This window comes from Collimonas sp., assembly GCF_039923675.1.
GTDB lineage: Bacteria > Pseudomonadota > Gammaproteobacteria > Burkholderiales > Burkholderiaceae_D > Collimonas.
Genome location: NZ_JBDTCG010000052.1, coordinates 1 through 22,245 on the forward strand (window position 1 = coordinate 1; position 22,245 = coordinate 22,245).

Sequence of the window (22,245 nt, forward strand, 5' to 3'; positions counted from 1 at the left end):
GCAATACGTTTCGGCTTGGGCGCAAACCACACCGCAATCGCCGCCAGCAAGAACGACAGCGCCGCCATCATGAACATGTGATTGGTCGACAGCATGATGCTCTGCGATTGCACGGTCTGTTCGATGCTGGCCCTGGCTTGGTCGGCCGACATGCCGGACTGCATCAGGCTATTGGCGGCGTCACCCACCTTGTCCACCAGCCCGGCCAGCTCGGCATGGTAGTAGGTTGCGTTGTTTTCCCAACCGGTGTTGACCAGCGAAGTGGCAATCGCGCCGGACATGGTGCGGCAGAAGCTCATCAGGCCGGCCGCCGAGGCGGTTTCAGACGGATTCACGCTGCTCAGCGCCAGCGCCGTCAGCGGCACGAAGAACAACGGCATGCCGATCCCTTGCATCAACAGCGGCCAGCCGATCTGGAAGGTGGTCATGTCGGAGGAATTGAAGCTGCGCAGCAAGGTCACCATACCGAGCCACAACACGCCACAGCAAACCAGCTTGCGCGGATCGAACTTGCCCGACATCTTGGCGACGAAAGGTGCGGTCATCACTGCCAGGATGCCGGACAAGGCCGTGGTTTGCCCCGAATGCGTGGCGGTGTAACCCATATAGCCTTGCAGCCACAGCGGCGTCAGTACCGTCGCGCCGAAGAAAGCGCCGAAGGCCAGGCAGATGGTGGTGACGCTGGCCGAGTAGCCGCGGTGCCGGAACACACGCAGATCGACGATCGGATTGCGCTCGGTCAGCTCCCAGATCAGGAAGGCGATGAAACCTACCGCGGCGGTCAGCGCCAACGCCACGATCACAGGGGATGCGAACCAGTCTAGCTCCTTGCCTTTGTCGAGCATCAGTTGCAATGCCGCGACCCAGACGACCATCAGCCCCAGGCCGACTTTATCAATCGGCAATTTCACCAGCGACGACTCATAAGGCTTCAGCATTCTCCAGCCGATGTAACCACAGATCAATGCCACCGGCACATTGATATAGAAGATATACGGCCAGCTGTACTGATCACACAGCACACCGCCCAATATCGGCCCGGCAATCGGTGCAATCAAGGTGGTCATGGCCCATAGCCCGACCGCCGCCGGCGCTTTCTCTTTGGGAAAGATCCGCAGCAGCAGCGTTTGCGACAAAGGAATCAACGGGCCGCCGGCCAGCCCTTGCATGACGCGGAAGGCGATCAGCAATCCCAGCGAATTCGCAAATCCGCAGAGCGCTGAAAAAATGCCGAACATGATCATCGATGTGATGAATACACGCACGGCGCCGAAACGGTTCGCCAGCCAGCCGGTGAGCGGTACCGTGATCGCCTCGGCTACCGCGTAAGAGGTAATCACATAGGTGCCCTGGCTGGAGGATGCCCCCAGTGCGCCGGAAATGGTGGAGACCGAGACGTTGGCGATGGTGGTGTCGAGCACCGCCATGAAGTTGGCGGCGGCCAGCAACAGGCCGACGCCGATCAGCTGCGCGCCTTGCAGCGGTTTTATCTGCAGGTAGGAAGACGAGGTGGATGACATGATGCGGCTTTCTTACATGGCTGCGGTTTGCCGCGTCTTGGCGGCGCGGGTGTCCGGGGTATCGTTGGCATCGCGGCTAGCGCGCGTATCGATCTCGACTTCCATCGACAAGCCGACGCTCAAGGGCTGCTGCTGCAATTGCTTGGGATCGATCGAGATCCGTACCGGCAAGCGCTGCACCACCTTGATCCAGTTGCCGGTGGCGTTCTGCGCCGGAATCATGGCGAATGCCGAGCCGCTGCCGCCAGACAAGCCTTCCACCGTGCCGTGATACTCCACCTTGCCGCCGTAGATATCGGCCGTCATCGTCACCGGCTGTCCTATCTGGACCTGGGTCAGTTGGCCTTCCTTGAAATTGGCGTCAACGTGCATCAATTGCGTCGGCACGATCGACAGCAGCACTGTGCCGGCCTGCACCCGCTGGCCAATCTGTACCTGGCGGCGGGCGATCACGCCATCCACTGGCGCCCGCAATACGGTACGTTCCAGATCCAGCCTGGCCTGGTCGCGCTTGGCGCGCGCCAGCGCCACTTCAGGATTGGTGTCGACGGTCGTTCCCGCGGTCAGTACCGTGCCGGCTTTTTGCGCACCGACCGTGGCGAAGCGATTGGCCTTGGCTTGCACCTCGCCCGCTTCCGCCACTTTCAGGTTGGCTTGCATGGTCAGCAAGGCGCTCTTGGCGTTGCTCAGTTCTTCGCCCGACACCGAACCGGATTTGGACAAAGCCTCGCGTCGGTGGAAATCCAGCTCGGCGCGTTGCAGATCGGCCTGGGCCGACAGCGTCTGCGCGGCGGCGCGCTTCTGTTCCGCCTCGCGCGCCAGCACCTGCGCCGCCAGTCCGCTGTCACTGGCAAAATAACCTTGCACCCGGCGCTCGGCGCGGCCGAGATCCGCTTCCGCCTGGGCCAGCGCCAGCTTGGCGTCGCTGTCGTCGATCACGACCAGCACCTGGCCCTGCTTCACCGCCTGGGTGTCGACCACCTTGACGTCGGCCACGATGCCGTTGATGGCCGGCGTCAGCTGCGAGATTTCGACCGCGGTGTAAGCATTGTCGGTGCCGACGTAACGCGAACCGATGAAGTGCCAGTAGACGCCATAGCCAACGCCGGCAACCAGGATCACGCCGGCCAGCGCGCCGAACAGCTTCTTGCGTTTTTGGGTGGTCGCCTTGGCTTCGGCCTTGGCGACGGCTTCTTCTGCTGCGAGGTCCTTGATGACCTGAGAATCACTGTGTGACATGTTGTTATCCTTTGAAGTATTCTATTGAATCCGTGATCAGCTTGCGGCGTGTTGATCGTGCTGATAACCGCCGCCCAGCGCGCGCACCAGCGCGACATCGAGCGAGAACAAACGCGTGCGCAACGCCGACAGCGCGCGCTGGTTGGTCAGCAAGGTGTCTTGCGCATTCAGTACATCGAGATAAGTCGCCAGGCCGCCTTCGTAGCGGTTGCGGGCGATACGGTAAGCATCCTCGGCCGCAGCGACCGCCTCTTGCGTCTTGTCCAGCCGGCCCGACAGGGCTTTCTCGCTGACCGCGACATCGGCCACATCCTGCAGCGCCTGCGTCACCGCGCTATCGTAATTGGCGACCGCTTCGTCATAGCTGCCGCTGGCGGAACGATACTGTCCGCGCAAGCGGCCGCCTTCAAAAATCGGCAGCGAGATCGCCGGACTGATGCTGCCGATATCGGAACCGGCTTTGCTCAGCATGCCCAGTCCCAGCGCCTGCAAGCCCAGATAGGCGGTCAGGTTCACGTTCGGGTAAAACTGCGCCTTGGCGACCTTGATCTGTTTGCCTGCGGCTTCCACCCGCAAGCGCGAGGCGACCACATCCGGCCGCCGCCCCAGCAGGTTGACCGGCAGTTGTTGCGGCATGCCGAACGGATGCGACATGTCGATTTCCGGGCGCAACAGGCGCAAGCCGCGGTCGGGGCCGGCCCCCACCAGCGTCGCCAGCTTGTTGCGTTGCAAATTGACGGATTCGGTCACGCTCAGCAAATCGGCTTCAGCCGTGGCGCGGCGAGCCAGCACCTGCTTGACGCTGCCTAGTGTTTCCAGGCCGTTCAGACGGCGCTGTTCGAACAAATCGTAAGTCTCGCGGCGCACCTGCAGCGCAGCTTCGGCGGTATCGCGCTGGCTCAGCAAACTTTCAAATTCGGCGTAGGCGGCGGCAATCGAGGTCGCCAAGGTGATGCGCGCCTGTGCTGCATCGGCGCGCGCTGCTTCCAGCTCGGAGGTGGCGGCAGCCAACGCCGCGCGATTCTTGCCCCAGAAATCGATTTCGTAACTGAAGTTCAGCGTGGCGCTGCCTTCATTGTTGTAATTCTTCGGAACAAAATCGGCCGGTACGCCATTGTTATAACTCTGCTTCATATAATTCACCGAGGCATTGGCGCTGACCTGCGGCAGCAAAGCGGCGCCCTGCTGCTGCGCGCTACCCTCCGCTTTCAACAAGCGGGCCTGCGCTGCGGCCAGCGATGGCGCGCCGCGCAAGCCTTCGCTGATCAGCGTATCCAGCTGCTTGTCGCCGTAGATTGCCCACCAGTTGTCCTCGGGCCAGGCGACGGCACTGCCGGCGAGTTGTTGCGAAGCCTGGTAGGCGGAAATATCTTTCGGTTCGGCGCGCGGGCCGATCTCGGAGAACTGCGCGCAGCCGCTGAGAGCGAATGCCAGCACGCACATGGTGGCGATGCCACGCAAAGCGGGCGCCGTATAAGGTGAAAAACTGGGAGAAAAATAAGAGCCTTGCATGGCAAAATCCATTCACAACTAAACTGTACGGTTCAGTATAGTATTGACTTTTGAGCGTCGTCAAGTAAAACTAGACGCCGATAAGCTCAAAAAGCAACGAACTGATTTGGCGCGCGACCTGGCGCGGCCCAAGCTCGTTATGCTGGTAAAAAAGGAAAAATTGACACATGCGCATGAAAAGCGAAGAACGGCGGCAGGCAATCATCGATGTCGCGGCAGCGATATTTAATGAAATCGGCTTTGAACGAACGTCCATGTCGGAAATTTCGGCGCGCCTGGGAGGGTCGAAGGCGACCTTGTATAACTACTTTTCTTCGAAAGAAGATATTTTTGTCGAAACCATGCGCCAACAGATCGGCCAGCACTATGAAGCCGTATTCGAGCAACTGGTGGAAGGCGGCGATTTGCGTCAAACTCTGCAGCAGGTTGGCGCACAATACCTGAAGGTTATCCTGATGCCGGAAGTGGTTGCCGTCAAACGTCTGGTCCTGGCCCACGCCGAACGCTGGAATATCGGCAAGATGCTGTATGAACGCGGACCGAAACCGGGCTGGACCCGGGTCAGCGATTTTCTCCGCAAAGCCATGGAACGGCAGCAGCTACGCGTTGCAGATCCATGGGTCGCCGCCTTGCAGCTGCGCGGCTTGCTGGAAACGGAATGGATGGAAACCAGGATGCTCGGCGTCATCACCGGCGCCACACCGGCCAAGATCAAGGAGTCGGCGGAACGCGCCATCGATGCCTTCATGCGCATTTATACGCCTGAATAGCTCCCTGCTTGTGCTCTGCCGGGCTGCGACCGAAAAGCCATAAAAAAAGCCGATCGAAAGATCGGCTTTTTTTTCCATGCGGCTAACAGCCGCATACCCTCATCAGATTTCTTCGTATAGCGGCAGCGTCAGGAATTCGGCAAACGACGCCGAAGTCGACATCTCTTCAAAGATCTTGGCGGCGCGGTCATAGGTAGCGCCTTCGCCTACCAGCGCCTTGACCTTGAGCAGCTCTTCCGGAATCATCGCCACGACCATCTCGGCGGTTACTTTCCTGCCGTCTTCCAGCACGCCCTTGGTCGAACGGATCCATTGCCAGACTTGGGCGCGGCTGATTTCGGCAGTCGCTGCATCTTCCATCAGGTTGTGGATCGGTACGCAACCGTTACCGGCCAGCCAGGCGCCGAGGTAATGAATACCGACGTTGATGTTGTAACGCAGGCCGGCTTCGGTGATCGGCGCTTCCGGCTTGAAGTCGAGCAGATCGGCGGCGCTGACATTGATGTCTTCACGCTGCTTGCTGATCTGGTTCGGCTTGTCGCCCAGCACCTTCTTGAATTCGGTCATGGCCAGTTCAACCAGGCCCGGATGGGCAACCCAGCCGCCATCGTAGCCGTCGGTCGCATCGCGCGCCTTGTCGGTGCGGACGCCGCCCATGGCGATGTCGTTCTTTTCCGGATCGTTCTTGATCGGGATCAGTGCAGCCATGCCGCCGATTGCCGGCGCATTGCGCTTGTGGCAGGTCTTCAGCAGCAGCAAGGCGTACGAACGCATGAACGGCGCGGTCATCGTAACCTTGGCGCGATCGGCCAGGCAGAAGTCCTTGTCCAGCTTGAACTTCTTGATGCAGGAGAAAATATAATCCCAGCGGCCGGCATTCAGGCCCGAGCTGTGCTCGCGCAGTTCGTACAGGATTTCATCCATCTCGAAAGCCGCCAGGATGGTTTCGATCAGCACGGTGGCTTTGATCGTTCCTTGCGGCAGGCCGAGTTCGCTTTGCGTCATGACGAAGATGTCGTTCCACAGACGCGCTTCCAGGTGCGATTCCATCTTCGGCAGATAGAAATACGGGCCGGCGCCGCGCGCCAGCTGTTCCTTGGCGTTGTGGAACATGAACAAGGCGAAGTCGAAAATACCGCCGGAGATACGCTTGCCGTCGACCAGCACATGCTTTTCATCCAGGTGCCAGCCGCGCGGGCGCACCACCAAGGTGGCGACCTTGTCGTTCAGCTTGTAGGACTTGCCGTTCTGTTCCAGCGAAATGGTTTTGCGAATGGCGTCGCGCAGATTGATCTGGCCGGTGATCTGGTTGTCCCAGACCGGCGAGTTGGAATCTTCGAAGTCGGTCATGTAGCTGTCAGCGCCGGAGTTGAAGGCGTTGATGACCATCTTGCGCTCGACCGGGCCGGTGATTTCAACGCGGCGGCATTCCAGCGCGGCCGGGATCGGTGCGATCTTCCAGTCGCCGTTACGGATATGCGCGGTTTCCGGCAGGAAGTCAGGACGCTCGCCGGCGTCCAGGCGCTTGGCGCGCTCGACGCGCACTGCCAGCAGTTCCTGGCGACGCACTTCGAAAGCACGGCTCAGCTTGGCGACCAGCGCCAGTGCGTCCGGGGTCAGAATTTCCGCGTAGCCTGGCTCGATTGCGCCGTTGATTTCCATTCCTGCTGGCAGTGTCAGTTGCGTCATGCTCTACTCCTGTTGGTTCTATGAATTGGTATCTTCTACAGCCCGCACAAACAATATTGTGCAGCGCTACATTCCATTTTTTACCATGTCGGCTATGCAAAATCCCGAATGGCATTATCTAATTTTTACGCTATATAGTATATTTAAACTAAATCATCATAGGTTGAACGATTTATCATTTGATCTATGCGTTTTAGTCACAAGTGAGCCGCAGCGAGCTTATCACAGCTGTGATCATTCCCAACCAAGGCGACCGTAAGCAGTGGACCAATTCAAGCAAATCTCAACGTTTGTCGAGGTGGCCGCCAAAGGCAGCCTGTCCGCCGCCGCCCGTGCCGAAGGCATCGCCCCGGCCATGATCGGGCGCCGGCTGGATGCATTAGAGGAAAGGCTCGGTGTGAAGCTTTTGCAACGCACCACCCGCAAAATCGCGCTGACCAATGAGGGCGAAGCCTTCCTCGAGGATTGCCAGCGCATCTTGTCCGACCTGGAAAACGCCGAGTCCGCCGTCTCCGAGCGTAGCGCCCACGCCAGCGGCCATCTGCTGATCTCGGCGCCGGCCGGTTTCGGCCGGCAACATGTGGCGCCGCTGATGCCCTCTTTTCTGACGGAACATCGCGACGTCACCCTGACCCTCAACCTCAACGACCGCGTGGTCGACCTGATCGGCGAAGGCATCGACGTCGCCATCCGCATCGCTTCCTTGTCGGATTCATCGCTGGTCGGCGCCAAGCTGGCGGACAACAAGCGCATCGTGGTGGCCTCGCCTGCCTATATCAAACGCCATGGCAAACCGGAAACCGTGGATGAATTGCAAAAGCATAATTGCCTGGCGATCAGCAGCGAAGGCAGCCAGCGCGGCTGGAGTTTCCGCCAGAACGGCAAGATCGTCACGGTCAAGGTGGAAGGTAACATGGTCTGCAACGACGGCCAGGTGCTGCACGACTGGGCGCTGGCCGGCAAAGGCCTGGCCTGGCGCTCGATGTGGGAAGTCGGCAGCGAGATCGAATCCGGCAAGCTGGTGACGGTGCTGGATGAGTTTGCCGCGCCGGGCAACGATATCTACGCGGTGTTCGCGCAGCGGCGTCACCTGCCCCTGCGAATACGGGTATTTGTCGACTTTTTACGGCGCGCTTATGCCCGGCCGGACTATTGGCGCCAAGGCTGAAGCGAAAACTTCCTGATTCGCCATATTGGTATATAATCAGCACCCGTTGCACGGTTTCTGGCGTGCAACACCCTCTCAAAGGGGAGTAGCTCCTGAACATTGCACTGGCTGACGGGTATCATTTACCGGCCGCCCCAATGTTTTGCAAGGTAGTCGTCATCACGGAACAGGCTTAACGCCTGCGCCCGGTTACCCTGGCAGCAACGCTGTTGAGCAAGACCTTTGTCAGCATGGATATCATGCAGGCAAAGTGTCGCAGTCCTCGCCACTCCTGTTGTTATCCATGTTTGAGGTTATCCGCTAACCCTGTTGGAGACTTTATGGATTTTTCTGGTTTACTTTCAATGCTCGGCATGGCCGACTGGACCCTCGGCTCCTTCTTCACCGCGCTGCTGGCTATCGTGGTGATCGATCTGGTGCTGGCCGGCGACAACGCCATCGTGATTGCGATGGCAGCCCGCACCCTGCCCGACCATCTGCGCCGCAAGGCCATCATCTGGGGCACAGCAGGGGCGATCATCGCCCGCGTGCTGATGACGATCGGGGTAGTCTGGCTGCTCAAGGTGCCGGGCTTGCTGCTGGTCGGCGGTCTCGCCCTGCTCTGGATCGCCTATCGCTTGCTGACCCAGTCCGATGAAGGTGAAGCCCATGGCGTGCAAGCGACCACCATGGCCGCCGCACTGAAAACCATCATCATCGCCGATACCGTCATGGGCATCGACAATGTACTGGGCGTGGCCGGCGCCGCCAAAGGCAGCATGGCGCTGGTGATCATCGGCTTGCTGATTTCGGTGCCGATCATGGTCTGGGGCTCGACCCTGGCGCTTAAATTGATCGAACGCTTCCCGCTGACGATCTTCATCGGTGCCGCGATCCTGGTGTACACCGCGATGCATATGATCATTGGCGAGCCGGTCTTGCAACCGTTCTGGAATAGCCTGCCAGGCCTTGACTATGCCGCTTACGTGCTGGGCTTTGTGGTCGTGCTGGGTGGCGGCTGGATGGTTTCAAAGCGGCGCGGCGAGGCCAAGGTCGCTGAGTAAGATTAAAGAATCGAGAAAGTTGATCTGAAAGCCTCGCCTTAACAGGCGGGGCTTTTTTTGCATCAGGAGTTTGCCGAAAGTATCCGCTGGTGAAATGCCAGATGATCCTCGAGCAGGGTCGAAATGAAATAATAACCGTGGTCATAAGCAGCATGGCGTCGCAGGGTTAAGCGCTGCCCTGCCTGCGCACAAGCTGCCTCGAACTGCTCCGGCAGCAATTGTTCATCCAGGAATTTATCCCCAAGACCCTGGTCGATCAGGATCTCTTGCGGAAACGGCCGCGGCAGGCCCTGCATCAGCCGTGTCGCATCGTAGTCGCCCCAGCCAGCCGTGTCTGCCCCCAGATAATTGCTGAATGCTTTTTGTCCCCACGGACAAAGACTGGGCGCGGTAATCGGCGCAAACGCCGACACGGAGCCATATATGCCTGGATTGCGCAACGCCAGCACCAGCGCGCCATGGCCGCCCATCGAGTGGCCGAAAATGCCGATGCGGTCGGCCCGCGCCGGAAATTCGCGCAGTATCGTTTGCCGCAACTCATGCAATACATACGAATACATCCGGAAATGTGCCGCCCATGGCACTTGCGTCGCGTCCAGGTAGAAGCCGGCGCCGTTACCGAAATCCCAGCTGTCGGCGACGCCATCAATACCGGTATCGCGTGGACTGGTATCCGGCGTGACCAGCATGATACCGTGCTGCGCAGCATAGCGCTGCGCGCCGGCCTTGATCATGAAAGTCTCTTCGGTGCAGGTCAGCCCGGCCAGGAAAAACAGCACCGGCACCGGACCAAGTTTGGCCTGTGGCGGCTGAAACACGGAAAACCGCATCGGCAGGCCGATCTCGGTTGACGCATGCCGGTAGAATCCCTGCGTGCCGCCGAAGCAGGCATGTTCGCTGATCAGCTCCATCTTAATAGATCACTACCGAACGGATCGACTCGCCGCTTTTCATCAGGTCGAAACCTTCGTTGATGCGCTCCAGCGGCAAGCGGTGCGTGATCAGGTCATCGATATTCAACTTGCCATCCATGTACCAGTCGACGATTTTCGGTACATCGGTGCGGCCGCGGGCGCCACCGAAAGCCGAGCCTTTCCAGACGCGGCCGGTCACCAGCTGGAACGGCCGGGTGCTGATTTCCTGGCCGGCGGCGGCCACCCCGATCACGATCGACTGGCCCCACCCTTTGTGACAGCACTCCAGCGCCTGGCGCATGGTGGTGGTGTTGCCGATGCATTCGAAGCTGTAATCGGCGCCGCCATCGGTCAGGCCGATAATGGCGTCCACTACGTTTTTTTCTTCCTTGGCGTTGATGAAATGGGTCATGCCGAATTTACGCGCCATCGCTTCGCGCGCCGGATTGATATCGACCCCGATGATCTTGTCGGCGCCGACCATGCGCGCCGCCTGGATCACATTGAGGCCGATGCCGCCAAGGCCGAACACCACAACATTCGCGCCCGCTTCCACCTTGGCGGTGAACAGCACCGCGCCGACGCCGGTAGTGACCCCGCAACCGATATAGCAAACCTTGTCGAACGGCGCATCCTCGCGGATCTTGGCGAGGGCGATTTCCGGCACCACGATGTAGTTGGAAAACGTCGATGTCCCCATGTAATGGAAAATCGGCTTGCCATCGATGGAGAAACGGCTGGTAGCGTCCGGCATCAAGCCCCGCCCTTGGGTCGAGCGGATCGACTGGCACAGGTTGGTTTTTTGCGACAGGCAGAATTTGCACTGGCGGCATTCCGGCGTGTAAAGCGGAATCACGTGGTCGTTCTTTTTCAGGCTCTTGACGTCAGGACCGACGTCAACCACCACGCCGGCGCCTTCATGGCCCAGGATGGACGGGAAGATGCCTTCCGGATCGGCGCCGGACAAGGTGTAGTAATCGGTATGGCAGATCCCGGTGGCCTTGATCTCCACCAGCACTTCACCGGCGCGCGGGCCGCCCAGTTCAACTTCCTCGATAGTCAGCGGCTGACCGGCTTTCCATGCAATGGCTGCTTTGGTTTTCATGTTCTGTCCTTGGTTATCTTGATGGATGCTGAATCTTGTCCGCGCCGTACGAGGACAAAGCTGTTCCCATCATGTCTGCAATCAAACAATATCGCTAACTACTCAGCGTCACGTATCTTGCTCAAAGCGTCATCGATGCGTTCCACCGAGATCACTTTCAAGCCTTCGATATCCTGTTTCGGCGCATTCGACTTGGGAATCATGGCGATCGAAAAACCCAGCTTGGCCGCCTCCCGCAAGCGTTCCTGGCCCCGTGGCGCCGGCCGGATTTCACCGGCCAGGCCGACTTCGCCAAACACCACCAGCCCGCGCGGCAAAGGCCGGTTACGCATCGACGAATTGATCGCCAGCAGCACTGCCAGATCGGCTGCCGGCTCGGTGATCTTGACGCCGCCCACGGCGTTGATGAATACATCCTGGTCAAACGCAGCGATGCCGGCATGACGGTGCAATACGGCCAGCAGCATCGCCAGGCGATTCTGTTCCAGGCCCACCGACAAGCGGCGCGCATTCGGCACATGCGACGCATCCACCAGCGCCTGGATTTCCACCAGCAACGGCCTGGTCCCTTCCTGCGTCACCATCACGCAAGAACCCGGCACCTGGTTATCGTGCTGCGACAGGAACAGTGCGGAAGGATTGGAAACGCCCTTCAAACCTTTTTCGGTCATCGCGAAAACGCCGAGCTCATTGACCGCGCCGAAGCGGTTCTTGATCGCCCGCACCAGGCGGAAACTGGAATGGGTGTCGCCCTCGAAATACAGCACGGTGTCGACGATATGTTCCAGCACGCGCGGCCCGGCCAGCGCGCCTTCCTTGGTAACGTGGCCGACCATGATGATGGTGATGCCCGACTGTTTGGCGATACGCGTCAGCTGCGCCGCGCATTCGCGCACCTGCGCCACCGAACCGGGGGCCGAGCTGAGGGCGTCGGAATAGACCGTCTGGATCGAATCGATGACGGCAACGTCCGGCTTGTGCTCCACCAATGTATTGATGATTTTTTCGAGCTGGATTTCAGCCTGGAACTTGAGGTCCCTGGCGTCCACTACCAGCCGTTTGGCGCGCAGCGCAATTTGCGCGCCCGATTCTTCGCCGCTGACATACAGGACTTTTTTTATCTTCGACAGATTCGCCAGCGCCTGCAGCAACAAGGTCGACTTGCCGATCCCCGGATCGCCGCCGATCAGCACCACGCCGCCGGCAACCAAGCCACCGCCCAGCACCCGGTCGAATTCTTCGATGCCGGTGCCGAAGCGCGGTACGTCGATGGCGTCGATATCGGCCAGCGTCATGACCGGTGCGGCCTGCGCCAGGCCCTGATGCTGGTTTGAAAAGCGGTTGCCGACGGCTTCCACGATGGTTTCCACCAAGGTATTCCATTGCCCGCATGATGGGCATTGTCCGGTCCATTTGTTGGCGACGCCGCCGCATTCGGTGCAGGTGTAATTGGTTTTAGCTTTGGCCATTCGGATCCGCAATTCTTCAAATAACTGTTTTATCCACGGAAAGCACGGAAAAAGCCAAGGGGCTTTTTCGCATTTTCCGTGGACGCTTTTATCTTGTGGTTTTTACGATTCCACCACTTTAACCCGCGCAGCCAAAGCGCACATCAGTTCATAGCCTATGGTGCCGGCGGCATGCGCCACCTCATCGATGGGCAAACCGTTGCCCCACAAGGTGACGTTGCTGCCGACTGCGGCGCCGGGCACGTTGCTCAGGTCGACCGAAAACATGTCCATCGATACCCGGCCGACAGTGGCGGTGCGTACGCCGTCGACCAGCACCGGCGTGCCGTTCGGCGCGTGGCGTGGATAGCCGTCGGCGTAGCCGCAGGCAACCGCACCGACGATCATCGGCGCGGCGGCGACAAAACGGCTGCCGTAGCCGATCGTCTCGCCGGCACCTATGCGCTGGATGCCGATGATCTTGCTGCTGAGCGTCATGGCCGGCTTCAGGCCGAACTGTTCGGCGCTGGCGCCGCCGGGGGTCGCACCATACAGCATGATGCCAGGCCGCACCCAATCCGACTTCAATTCCGGGTGCATCAAATCGGCGGCGGAATTGGCGATGCTGCGCTCTTCTTCCAAGCCCATGGCGCCCTGCTCGAACTGCTGCACTTGTTGCTGCAGTGGCAAGCCGGGATTGAGCGGATCGTCGGCGTTGGCAAAATGGGTCATCAGGGTGATCTTGCGCACCGCAGGAATCGCCCGCAGCCGCTGATATGCGGCGCGGTAAGCTTCTGCCTTGAAGCCGAGCCGGTTCATGCCGCTGTTCATTTTCAGATGCACATCCAGCGGTCCGGATAATGCGGCGCGTTCCAGCAGCAGGATCTGATCCGGCGAATGCACCGCGAAATCCAGCCCGGCCTGCACTACCGTCGCTAGGTCGGCGGCGTCGAAGACCCCCTCCAATAGCAGAATCGGCTTTTGCCAGCCGAGTTCGCGCAGACGCAATGCGTTTTCAGGCTCGATCAAGGCCAATCCATCCGCTTCGGCAAACCCACGCATGCCGCGCTCCAAGCCATGGCCATAGGCATTTGCTTTGACCACTGCCCAGATTTTCGCGTTTGGGGCATGTGATTTGGCGACACGCAGATTGTGCTGCAGGGCAGAAATATCTATAGAAGCAACGAGGGGTCTGGGCATGGATAGAGATAGCTAGTCGGAATTTACGAAGATTCGTAGAGCCATCCATTTTACCGGATGCAACGGCCGGAAAGGATTGGCAATTTCTCAATAATTCAACGGAACGTTTTGCCTTCTACGCCCCTCATAAATAGCGGACCGGTCATATTTTCATGGTATAAAGCAGGCCGGGGACACAATGTTACATTCTGGGATGCGGATGAATCGCGGTTTTTACACCATCATGGCGGCGCAGTTTTTTTCTTCGCTAGCCGACAACGCGCTATTCATAGCGGCAATAGCCTTACTGGCTGAAATATCCTCGCCGGATTGGATGACGCCGCTGTTAAAACTGGTATTTGTCTTGTTTTACGTGCTTTTAGCTGCTTTTGTTGGCGCCTTCGCCGATTCGATGCCAAAAAGCCGGGTCATGTTCATCACTAACCTGATCAAAATCTTCGGCTGCCTGCTGATGTTTGCAGACGTCCATCCGCTGATTGCCTACGGCATCGTCGGCTTCGGCGCAGCAGCCTACTCCCCTGCCAAGTACGGCATCCTGACTGAATTATTGCCACCGGACAAGCTGGTCGCCGCCAATGGCTGGATCGAAGGCCTGACCATGGCGTCCATCATCCTGGGCACGGTCCTCGGCGGCTTCCTGATCAGTCCGCATGTGGCTTCGATCCTGCTGCAGATGCATATTCCGGTAATCGACTGGCATCTGGAAACGCCCACCCATGCCGCCCTGACCGTAATCGGCTTCCTGTATCTGGTGGCCACTATTTTCAACCTGAAAATCCCTGATACCGGCGCTCGCTATCCCAAACAGCAGCATCGGCCAAGCAAGCTGATCATCGATTTTGCCAATTGCTGTTCAATTCTGTGGAAAGACAAGCTGGGCCAGATTTCGCTGGCGGTCACCACCTTGTTCTGGGGCGCTGGCGCCACGCTGCAATTCATCGTATTGAAATGGGCCGAAAAATCGCTCGGCATGCCGCTCGACAAGGCTGCGATCCTGCAAGGCGTGGTAGCGTTTGGCGTCGCCATAGGCGCCGTGGCGGCAGCGCGCATGATCCCCTTGAAAAAATCGCTGACGGTGATGCCGGTCGGCATCGCTATGGGTCTGGTGGTGATGGCCATGACCGTGGTGCATTCGGTCTGGATTGCCTATCCGCTGCTGATCCTGATTGGCGCCCTCTCCGGTTATTTCGTGGTGCCGATGAATGCCTTATTGCAACATCGCGGCCACGTACTGATGAGCGCCGGACACTCGATCGCAGTACAGAATTTCAATGAAAACCTGTCGATACTCACCATGCTGGTGCTGTATGCGTTGATGATCAAAATCGACCTGAACGTGAACATCGTGATCTTCCTGTTCGGCCTGTTTGTCGCCGGCATCATGCTGCTGATCATGCGCAAGCATGCGGCCAATCAACGCGAGCATGATTCGCTGGCCTTGATCGGTGAGAGCAAGCACTAGACAAGTAACGGAAATTCAAGCGACAAAAAAAAGCGGGCAAGCCCGCTTTTTTGTTCTCTAATGCTGTTTCGGCCAAAGCAATCCGGTTGATTAGAATTCTTTCTGTACGGTCAGCGAACCAGAAATACTATTCCATGTGCCGGAATACACATTAGGCGCGCTCTCTGGTGATTTCCACTCAAGCCCGGTGTAATGTTCCAGCCTTTGACCGGGGTATAGCGCAGCTCCATGCCGCCACCTATGGAGTTATAGCCGGGAATGCCCATGTATTCGCTATAGCGATTTCCGCGTATGAACGGTACGATGGCAATTTGCGGCGATGCTTGCCACATCAGGTATGCACCGTAGCCGACACTGTTCGGACCACCTTGACGCCGTGTGAAATTTGCCGACAACGCCGCCTTGATCGCGGGCGTAAATGCGTGCAGGTAGCTTGCTTCGCTATCGATGAATCCGGAAAAAAACCACTGTGACGCAGCAAGGAAAACCGGAGCAGCACTTCGTTATTGCCATCGGCGCTTTTGAACGCGCGATATCTCAAGCCAAATGTGGCGTCGCTAAAGCCTTTTTCTCCATCAAAGCTACTGGATTCGCGCTCTTCCCCATAGCTATAATGCACATCGTTACGGTTACTTAACACATATGGCAGTCCGGCAAACAATTCGAAACCGTAGCCCAGACCGACATTGCCGTTAAAAAATAACTGGCTAGAGTAGCTACGCTGCTCCATCGACAGTCCCGGCGAATAAGGACTGGTGTTCGATGAACTGCTGCGGCCGCCCAAGACGTTGCCATCCAATGCAAATTGTCCCTGATCGCGAACCGTAAAGCGCGAGATGATGTCATCCGCCCGAGCAGCGGACGAAAAAAAATACCAAGAAGTGCCGTGGTGATTATCGCTAATTTCCTCATTTGTTCCCTATAAATCGCTGTAATGTTATTTTGAAATACTATGTTACAAATACATTGCGCAGGGAACAACATTGATTGAAAAGAAGTTATTGGTGTTTGGTAATCCCGCTTGATACAAATTACCTATCGAGAAACATGGCGCTGAGCAATTGCGCGCCCCGCCCAATCATCCGACACCACAAAACCGCGTTCGGTTTCCAGGGCATCGCCGCCGTCAGTACGCAACGTCGCCAGCAGCACCGGCGCGGCGTCGCCGGCAAAATGCTGCGACAACGCCGAACGCGCCTGTTCCGCGCTGAGCGCATCTGCCAGCGCCACCTTGGCCGGCGCCAGCCAGCGCAGGCGCGGCAATAGCTGATACAAGGCGGACTCGTCCAGCGCCAGTGCGGATGAGGCGCGCCAGTAGCCACGGCAGGCGTTGGCGGATACGCCGAGAACCGAAGACGGATGCAGATGATCTAGATAAAACAGCCAGCCCTTGACCAGCGCCTGCGCAGAAACCACCGGTTCGCTGAGATGCATCTGGGCTGCAGGATGTTGTGATAGAACCAGCTGGCGCTGCAGGATCTTTTGCATTTTCGCGCCCAGCGAATCGGCCAGGTTCGGCCCTAGGAAATCGTCCGCCTGCAAGCTACCGGCGCTGGATTCCAGCAGATAGAATTTGGTCGCAAATTCCCAGTGCACCAGACCGCCATGCAAGCGCAGCAAGAAATCGAACTCGCCTATCGTATCGTTTTTACTGGCGCGGACCTGGACGCTGTGGGCCACCAGCAACTGCCGCTGTTCAAAATAGAACGCCAGCAGTTTTTCTGCATACAGTCCGAGACGGGTGGATGGCAGGCTGCCGATATAAACATGCAATTCTTGCAGTTTGTGTGGCGCCTGATCCAGTTCGGCCAGCCATGATGCCAGGTCGGAATCGGCGTAGGTGGCGATCTGGCCTTGCCATTGGGCTGCGTGCGGATCGAGCAGGTCCGGCGCATCCAGCAACCAGGCCAACGCGCGGACATGCGGATCCAGCAGATGATTCCAGCGAAGATGGAACTGCTCCTGGCAGCTGCCGGGAGCTATCATCGCGGCGGCGCCTGCAGGCTCATTCTGTGGTGCTGGCATAGGTGCTCATCGCCAGGCACAGGTCGCTCCAGACTTTGCCTTTATCGGCCAACTGCCGCAACAGATAGGCTGGATGATAGGTCACGATAAGCGGCCGGCCGGCGTAGCGATGGACGCTGCCGCGCAGCTTGGACACAGGCGTGCCTGGATCAAGCCCAAGCAAGGACAAGGCTGCGGTCTTGCCCAGGGCCACCAGCACGGTTGGCTGGATCAGTTCAATCTGACGTTGCAGATATGGCAGGCAAGCGGCCACCTCGTCGGCGGTCGGCGGCCGGTCGCGGCCAGTATCATCGGTCGGACGGCATTTGACGATATTGGCGATGTAAGCGTTGTCGCCGCGCGCCAGCCCCATCGCCAGCAATATATTGTCGAGCAACTTGCCGGCCGGGCCGACAAACGGCTCGCCCTGGATATCCTCGTTGCGGCCCGGCCCTTCGCCGATAAACAGCCATTTGGCTTTACTGTCGCCGACGCCGAACACGGTATTCTTGCGGCCGCGGCAAAGTCCGCAGGCGGTGCATCCGGCAACGGCTTTTTGCAACTGCGGCCAATCCATCTTGGCCGGCGACTGTATTGCTGGAACCTGCTCTTGGGATGGTGCTGGCGTGGCGCCGTCATCGTCATTCCAGGCTGAGAGTGCGGCATTTATCGGCGGCGGGACATTCACCGGCTGCGTGGCAGCTACATCGACCTGCGGCAGCGGATCCGTATGGTCCACGACCGGTGCAGGAATTTCCTCGGCGGCGATGGTCAACTGCGATGCGATTTCCATCTCGCCCGACGCTATCTCAACCTCCACCGCACCTTCACGTCGCAGCCACAGCGGTCCCAGGCCGATCTCGTCAAGGAAAACGCTGCGCCTCGTCATCTCGCTCATAAAGGCAACCTCATGACGATGGCCTCTTCGCGCTTGTCGCCCGCCGCAGGATAATAATCGCGGCGACGGCCGATTTCGGCGAAACCATAACGCTGGTAAATCTCGATCGCGCGCGTATTGGATGGACGCACTTCGAGCAGCACCGATTGCATCGCCAATTGACGCGCCAGGATGCACACTTTGTCCAGCAGCATCTTGCCGATGCCGCGCCGGTGCATATCGCCATGCACGCTAATATTCAGCAGGTGCGCTTCGTCCAGCGCGCCCATCATGAAGAAATAACCCAGCAGCACACCGCCGGCATCGCGCAACACCCAACACTGATAACCGCTCTGGATCGAATCGACAAAATTGCCATGGGTCCAGGGATGGGAATATACGCTCTTCTCGATCGCCACCACTTCATCCAGGTCTTCGATACACATCGCGGCGAACGCCAGCGGCCGCTGCAAATTGGGCGATGGCTGGACGTTGGCGTTCATGGCAGCACCTTTGCGGCGCGCTCGGCGGTGGTCAGCGCGACCTTGTTGCGCAAGTACAAAGGTTGCGCTTCTACCGCACTTAAACCTTGTCCTTGAGCGAAAGCGAGACTGCCCAGGTATGCAATCTGGCGCGCATTCGGCATCACGTGTGGCAAGCCGGCAGCGGCAAACGGCGCCGCCGCAAAAACCTCTGCGTAGGCCGCCAAGCCATTGCCGCAAGCTTGCAGCGGCAGTGGCGATGTCACCGGCAACGGCAAGACGGCCGCCGGCGCCGACAACGTAGGCTCGACCAGTACTTGCCACTGATTATCGGTAAAGCGATATTGCGCCCAGTAGACCTCGCCCATGCGTGCATCCAGTATCGCCAGCACATCGTCGGCGCCGTTCAGATCGCGGCAGGCCTGCGCCATGGCGGCCAGCGTCACCACCGGCAACACCGGCAGGTCGGCGCCGAACGCCAGGCCCTGGACGATGCCGCAAGCGGTGCGCACTCCTGTGAACGAACCGGGGCCGACGCCGAACGCCAGCGCATCGCACTGGGCCAGGCTGATGCCGGCTTCAGCCAACAGGCTTTGCACCATCGGCAAAATGGAAAGGGAATGTGTCTGGACGCCCGCCGATTCGCGGGTAATCATCTGGCCGTCGCGCAACAGGGCGGCGGAAGCCAGTTCGGTAGATGTTTCGATGGCAAGAATAGTCGGCATAAGCAGTATTTTACCGCGCCGGACGGCGCTCTGATCGCTATTCGGCCAGAATCAGGCGCAGTCACGGTAAAATACCGTCTATGCTGATCCTGACTCTCGACAATCACAATCGTTCGCAACTTGCCGATATCCTCGGCGAGGATGGCTGGGTGGTGGCTTGCCTGTGTGCCGCCTGGTGCGGCAGTTGCCGGGAATATTTCGCAAATTTCGCGGCGCTGGCGCAACGCCATCCGCAAGTCCAGTTTACCTGGATCGATATCGAAGACCAGGCCGAGCTGGTCGGCGATCTGGATGTCGACAACTTCCCCACCTTGCTGATCCAGCGCGGCGACGTAGTGACATTCCTGGGCCCGGTTGAAATGGATCTGCGCCTGGCGGAGAGAATCCTGCAAGCGCAAATGACCAGGAGTGCGGAAGAATTGCAAGCAGAAGCCCACAGCAGCGACGAGCGCCGCAGGTGGCAACAGGAAGGTAATCTACTGCGGCGGCTGACGGATAACTGAGCTGAGCAACCGTTCAGGATTCCAGCCAGGGATCGCAGTCCGGATGCGGAAATTGCGCCATCATGAAGTCGACAAAACTGCGTACTTTGGCCGACAGCAGGCGCCGGCTCGGATACACCAGGCGCACCGCCACCTTGTTGATCTGAAAATCCTGCAGCACGCGCACCACACGCCCGGCCGCCATGTCGTCGCCCAGCGTATAGGAGCTGCGCAAGGCGATCCCCATTCCCGCCAGCAGACAATGGCGCAGCAGTTCGGTATTGTTCGACATGACTTTGCTGGTGATCGGAATCACCGAGGTGCCTTCGGCAGACTGGAAGGTCCAGTGATGCCGCAAATGCTCCAGCGAAAAATTCAGACAGGAGTGGCGCGCCAGGTCCTCCGGAACCTGCGGCGCGCCATGCTCGGCAATATACGCCGGCGAAGCGCACAGCAATACTTCGGCGATGCCCAGTTGGCGCGCCACCATGCTGACATCGAATTTCTGGTTGACCGAGAATATCCCGACATCAAATCCCTCTTCGATCAGGTCGACCGTGCGGTCTGACAGCGTCACATCCAGCCGGACATCCGGGTACTGCTTTGAATACAGCGGCAACAAGCGCGCCAGTTGGGTCTGGCCGAAACCGATCTGCGAATAGATGTGCAAGGTGCCGGCCGGATTGGTCGACAGCACGGAAGCGGCAGCCTCGGCTTCGTCGATCTCATCCAGGATCTGCCGCACACGTTCGAGATAGGCCTGCCCCGGTTCGGTCAATGCCATCCTGCGGGTCGAACGATGCAGCAGGCGGATGCCAAGATGATTTTCAAGATCTGCAACCAGGCGTGTAACTACCGCATTGGACATGTCCAGCAACTGGGCGGCGGCAACAAAGCTGCCCTGTTCCACCACCTTGGCGAATACTCGCATCGACTGCAAGCGATCCATCTTTTGCTTCCCTTCTTTTAACAGCTTGGCTCAGCTGGAATTTTCTTTGTCCAGCAACGCCATGAAGCTGACCACCAGCGCCAGCATGGCGATGCCGACACGCAGGCCGCACAGCAGTTGGGCGCGTACCAGGAATAAGCCGGATCTACTGAAATATTTGTGTGTCTGCCACGCTTGTGTCGCCCGGACGCAGCAAGCGGCCGGCGGCGATGGTAATGGTCTGGCGACATTGCATGGCGATCGAGGTATCGTGCGTTACCAGCACCAAGGTCGAGCCGCGCTCCTGATTCAGATCGAACATCAGCTGGATTACCGCATCGCCGGTGGCGGCATCGAGGCTGCCGGTAGGCTCGTCGGCGAACAATAACGGCGGTTCGGTCACGAAAGCGCGCGCCAGCGCCACGCGCTGCTGCTCGCCGCCCGACAGGTACTTCGGATAGTGTTGCAAGCGGCTGGCCAGGCCGACCCGTTCCAGTTTGGCTTGGGCCTTTTCCCGCGCATCTTTGTCGCCGCGCAGTTCGAGCGGCAACATGACGTTTTCCAGCGCACTCAGATGGTTCAGCAACTGGAATGACTGGAACACGAAACCCAGCTTTCCCTTGCGCAGACCGGCGCGGCCATCCTCGTCCAACGCAAAAATATCGCTGCCATCGATATGCACGGTGCCGGAAGACGGCGTATCCAGCCCCGCCAGCAAGCCCAGCAACGTCGACTTGCCGGAACCCGAGGCGCCGACGATTGCCAGCGTAGTACCGCCCTGGACGTTAAAATTGATATCATCAAGAATCACCAGCTCGCCGCTGGCGTCGGCGACGCGCTTGGTCAGGTGCCGGACGTCGATGGCAGGCGCCCTGGGATGTACCATTGCAGGATTAACAGAAGAGGACTGAGGCATGCAGATTATCGACTCCGGGTTGGGGAATGGTTGTCAGAAACGGATTGCGCGTCTGGCCGCAGATATGGCCACACATATCGCCAAGATTGCCAGCGGCTCGCGGCGGGCGATCGTGCTGCTCGGCTTGCTGGGGCTAGTATGGACGAACAATGCGTATTCTGCATCAAAATCGATCCTGGTGTTAGGCGACAGCCTTTCCGCAGAATACGGACTGGCGCGGGGTACCGGCTGGGTCGCCCTGTTGCAGCAACGGCTGGGCACGGAAAAGATCGCCGCCACCATCACCAATGCCAGCATCAGCGGTGAAACCACCAGCGGCGGCAAGACCCGCCTTCCCGCGCTGCTGCAGCACAAACCGGATATCGTCATCATCGAGCTGGGCGCCAACGATGCCTTGCGCGGCTTGCAGCTGAACGCCACCGAAAGCAACCTGCGGGCGATGATCAGCGCTGCCCAGCAAGCAAAATCCAAGGTGCTGCTGGTGGGCATGCGGATCCCGCCGAACTACGGCCGCGACTATACGGAAAAATTCTTTGCGCAATACGCCACGCTAGCCAGGCAAGCCAAAGTGCCGCTGGTGCCATTCTTGCTGGATGGCGTGGCCGATAAACCGGAGCTGATGCAGGCAGACCGCATGCATCCAATCGCTCAGGCGCATCCGATCATATTGAATAACGTCTGGCCGCAACTGAAACCGCTATTGACCAAATAAATTACTAAAAAGAGCCGTTCATAAAAAAAGCCACTTTTTCAGTGGCTTT

The 22,245-nt window shown here is 58.9% G+C and carries 22 protein-coding genes; 6 read left to right on the forward strand and 16 right to left on the reverse strand.

Annotated elements, in window-relative coordinates; genetic code table 11:
• The 3 genes from ABI171_RS09610 to ABI171_RS09620 form a co-directional block, all read right to left on the reverse strand.
• Positions 1-1,520, reverse strand: a 1,520-nt coding sequence (locus ABI171_RS09610; protein WP_348092343.1) for a DHA2 family efflux MFS transporter permease subunit, incomplete at its 3' end; no start/stop codon positions are given.
• A gap of 12 nt (positions 1,521-1,532) precedes the next feature.
• On the reverse strand, positions 1,533-2,759 hold the full coding sequence (locus ABI171_RS09615) for an HlyD family secretion protein (RefSeq protein WP_348092344.1): 1,227 nt from the start codon (positions 2,757-2,759) through the stop codon (positions 1,533-1,535).
• A gap of 36 nt (positions 2,760-2,795) precedes the next feature.
• A complete protein-coding gene (locus ABI171_RS09620) occupies positions 2,796-4,202 on the reverse strand; it encodes an efflux transporter outer membrane subunit (RefSeq protein ID WP_348092514.1) in 1,407 nt (468 codons plus the stop codon).
• Positions 4,203-4,438: 236 nt separating this feature from the next.
• Here ABI171_RS09620 and ABI171_RS09625 point away from each other — a divergent pair, with 236 nt between their 5' ends.
• Positions 4,439-5,041 (forward strand): TetR/AcrR family transcriptional regulator, encoded by a 603-nt coding sequence (locus tag ABI171_RS09625; protein WP_348092345.1) that lies wholly within the window; start codon positions 4,439-4,441, stop codon positions 5,039-5,041.
• A 102-nt stretch (positions 5,042-5,143) separates the two neighbouring features.
• On the opposite strand, the gene aceB is transcribed toward ABI171_RS09625, so the two are convergent.
• Positions 5,144-6,730, reverse strand: coding sequence for a malate synthase A (gene aceB / locus ABI171_RS09630; RefSeq protein ID WP_348092346.1), 1,587 nt, complete (start codon positions 6,728-6,730; stop codon positions 5,144-5,146).
• A 262-nt stretch (positions 6,731-6,992) separates the two neighbouring features.
• On the opposite strand from aceB, the gene ABI171_RS09635 reads away from it, so the two are divergent.
• Together ABI171_RS09635 and ABI171_RS09640 are read left to right on the forward strand one after the other, a co-directional pair.
• The gene (locus ABI171_RS09635) at positions 6,993-7,898 is read left to right on the forward strand and encodes a LysR family transcriptional regulator (RefSeq protein ID WP_348092347.1); all 906 of its coding nucleotides are present in this window, start codon (positions 6,993-6,995) and stop codon (positions 7,896-7,898) included.
• Positions 7,899-8,218: 320 nt separating this feature from the next.
• The gene (locus ABI171_RS09640; protein WP_348092348.1) at positions 8,219-8,941 is read left to right on the forward strand and encodes a TerC family protein; all 723 of its coding nucleotides are present in this window, start codon (positions 8,219-8,221) and stop codon (positions 8,939-8,941) included.
• A 62-nt stretch (positions 8,942-9,003) separates the two neighbouring features.
• Here ABI171_RS09640 and fghA read toward each other — a convergent pair whose 3' ends face one another.
• From fghA to alr, 4 genes are all read right to left on the reverse strand, one after another.
• Positions 9,004-9,852 carry an S-formylglutathione hydrolase gene (gene fghA / locus ABI171_RS09645; RefSeq protein WP_348092349.1) on the reverse strand — a complete coding sequence of 283 codons (849 nt, stop codon included), beginning with the start codon at positions 9,850-9,852 and terminating at the stop codon, positions 9,004-9,006.
• 1 nt (position 9,853) lies between these two features.
• Positions 9,854-10,960 (reverse strand): S-(hydroxymethyl)glutathione dehydrogenase/class III alcohol dehydrogenase, encoded by a 1,107-nt coding sequence (locus ABI171_RS09650; RefSeq protein WP_038488487.1) that lies wholly within the window; start codon positions 10,958-10,960, stop codon positions 9,854-9,856.
• Between the two features lie 98 nt (positions 10,961-11,058).
• Positions 11,059-12,429 (reverse strand): DNA repair protein RadA, encoded by a 1,371-nt coding sequence (radA, locus tag ABI171_RS09655; RefSeq protein WP_348092350.1) that lies wholly within the window; start codon positions 12,427-12,429, stop codon positions 11,059-11,061.
• A 102-nt stretch (positions 12,430-12,531) separates the two neighbouring features.
• Complete coding sequence (gene alr, locus ABI171_RS09660; protein WP_348092351.1) at positions 12,532-13,608, reverse strand: alanine racemase; 1,077 nt, start codon at positions 13,606-13,608, stop codon at positions 12,532-12,534.
• 199 nt (positions 13,609-13,807) lie between these two features.
• Between alr and lplT the strand changes: the two genes are divergently transcribed.
• Positions 13,808-15,070, forward strand: a complete 1,263-nt coding sequence (gene lplT / locus ABI171_RS09665) for a lysophospholipid transporter LplT (protein WP_348092352.1) — start codon at positions 13,808-13,810, stop codon at positions 15,068-15,070.
• A 110-nt stretch (positions 15,071-15,180) separates the two neighbouring features.
• Here the strand turns inward: lplT and ABI171_RS09670 are convergent, their stop codons facing one another.
• From ABI171_RS09670 to tsaB, 6 genes are all read right to left on the reverse strand, one after another.
• A complete protein-coding gene (locus ABI171_RS09670; RefSeq protein ID WP_348092353.1) occupies positions 15,181-15,402 on the reverse strand; it encodes a hypothetical protein in 222 nt (73 codons plus the stop codon).
• Positions 15,402-15,800 carry a hypothetical protein gene (locus ABI171_RS09675; protein ID WP_348099296.1) on the reverse strand — a complete coding sequence of 133 codons (399 nt, stop codon included), beginning with the start codon at positions 15,798-15,800 and terminating at the stop codon, positions 15,402-15,404. The genes ABI171_RS09670 and ABI171_RS09675 overlap by 1 nt, the downstream gene beginning before the upstream one ends.
• A 305-nt stretch (positions 15,801-16,105) precedes the next feature.
• A complete protein-coding gene (locus ABI171_RS09680) occupies positions 16,106-17,095 on the reverse strand; it encodes a DUF1853 family protein (RefSeq protein ID WP_348092355.1) in 990 nt (329 codons plus the stop codon).
• On the reverse strand, positions 17,076-17,972 hold the full coding sequence (locus tag ABI171_RS09685) for a uracil-DNA glycosylase (RefSeq protein ID WP_348092356.1): 897 nt from the start codon (positions 17,970-17,972) through the stop codon (positions 17,076-17,078). Before ABI171_RS09685 ends, ABI171_RS09680 begins: the two co-directional genes overlap by 20 nt.
• Complete coding sequence (rimI, locus tag ABI171_RS09690) at positions 17,969-18,454, reverse strand: ribosomal protein S18-alanine N-acetyltransferase (RefSeq protein WP_348092357.1); 486 nt, start codon at positions 18,452-18,454, stop codon at positions 17,969-17,971. The genes ABI171_RS09685 and rimI overlap by 4 nt, the downstream gene beginning before the upstream one ends.
• A complete protein-coding gene (gene tsaB / locus ABI171_RS09695) occupies positions 18,451-19,158 on the reverse strand; it encodes a tRNA (adenosine(37)-N6)-threonylcarbamoyltransferase complex dimerization subunit type 1 TsaB (protein WP_348092358.1) in 708 nt (235 codons plus the stop codon). The genes rimI and tsaB overlap by 4 nt, the downstream gene beginning before the upstream one ends.
• An 80-nt stretch (positions 19,159-19,238) precedes the next feature.
• On the opposite strand from tsaB, the gene ABI171_RS09700 reads away from it, so the two are divergent.
• Positions 19,239-19,661: a thioredoxin family protein gene (locus ABI171_RS09700; RefSeq protein ID WP_348092359.1), complete on the forward strand. Its 423-nt coding sequence runs from the start codon at positions 19,239-19,241 to the stop codon at positions 19,659-19,661.
• Positions 19,662-19,674: 13 nt separating this feature from the next.
• Here the strand turns inward: ABI171_RS09700 and ABI171_RS09705 are convergent, their stop codons facing one another.
• Together ABI171_RS09705 and ABI171_RS09710 are read right to left on the reverse strand one after the other, a co-directional pair.
• Positions 19,675-20,589: a LysR family transcriptional regulator gene (locus ABI171_RS09705; RefSeq protein WP_348092360.1), complete on the reverse strand. Its 915-nt coding sequence runs from the start codon at positions 20,587-20,589 to the stop codon at positions 19,675-19,677.
• A 145-nt stretch (positions 20,590-20,734) separates the two neighbouring features.
• Positions 20,735-21,454, reverse strand: coding sequence for an ATP-binding cassette domain-containing protein (locus ABI171_RS09710; RefSeq protein ID WP_348092361.1), 720 nt, complete (start codon positions 21,452-21,454; stop codon positions 20,735-20,737).
• A 28-nt stretch (positions 21,455-21,482) separates the two neighbouring features.
• Between ABI171_RS09710 and ABI171_RS09715 the strand changes: the two genes are divergently transcribed.
• Positions 21,483-22,196 (forward strand): arylesterase, encoded by a 714-nt coding sequence (locus ABI171_RS09715; RefSeq protein WP_348092362.1) that lies wholly within the window; start codon positions 21,483-21,485, stop codon positions 22,194-22,196.
• The last annotated feature ends 49 nt before the right edge of the window (positions 22,197-22,245 follow it).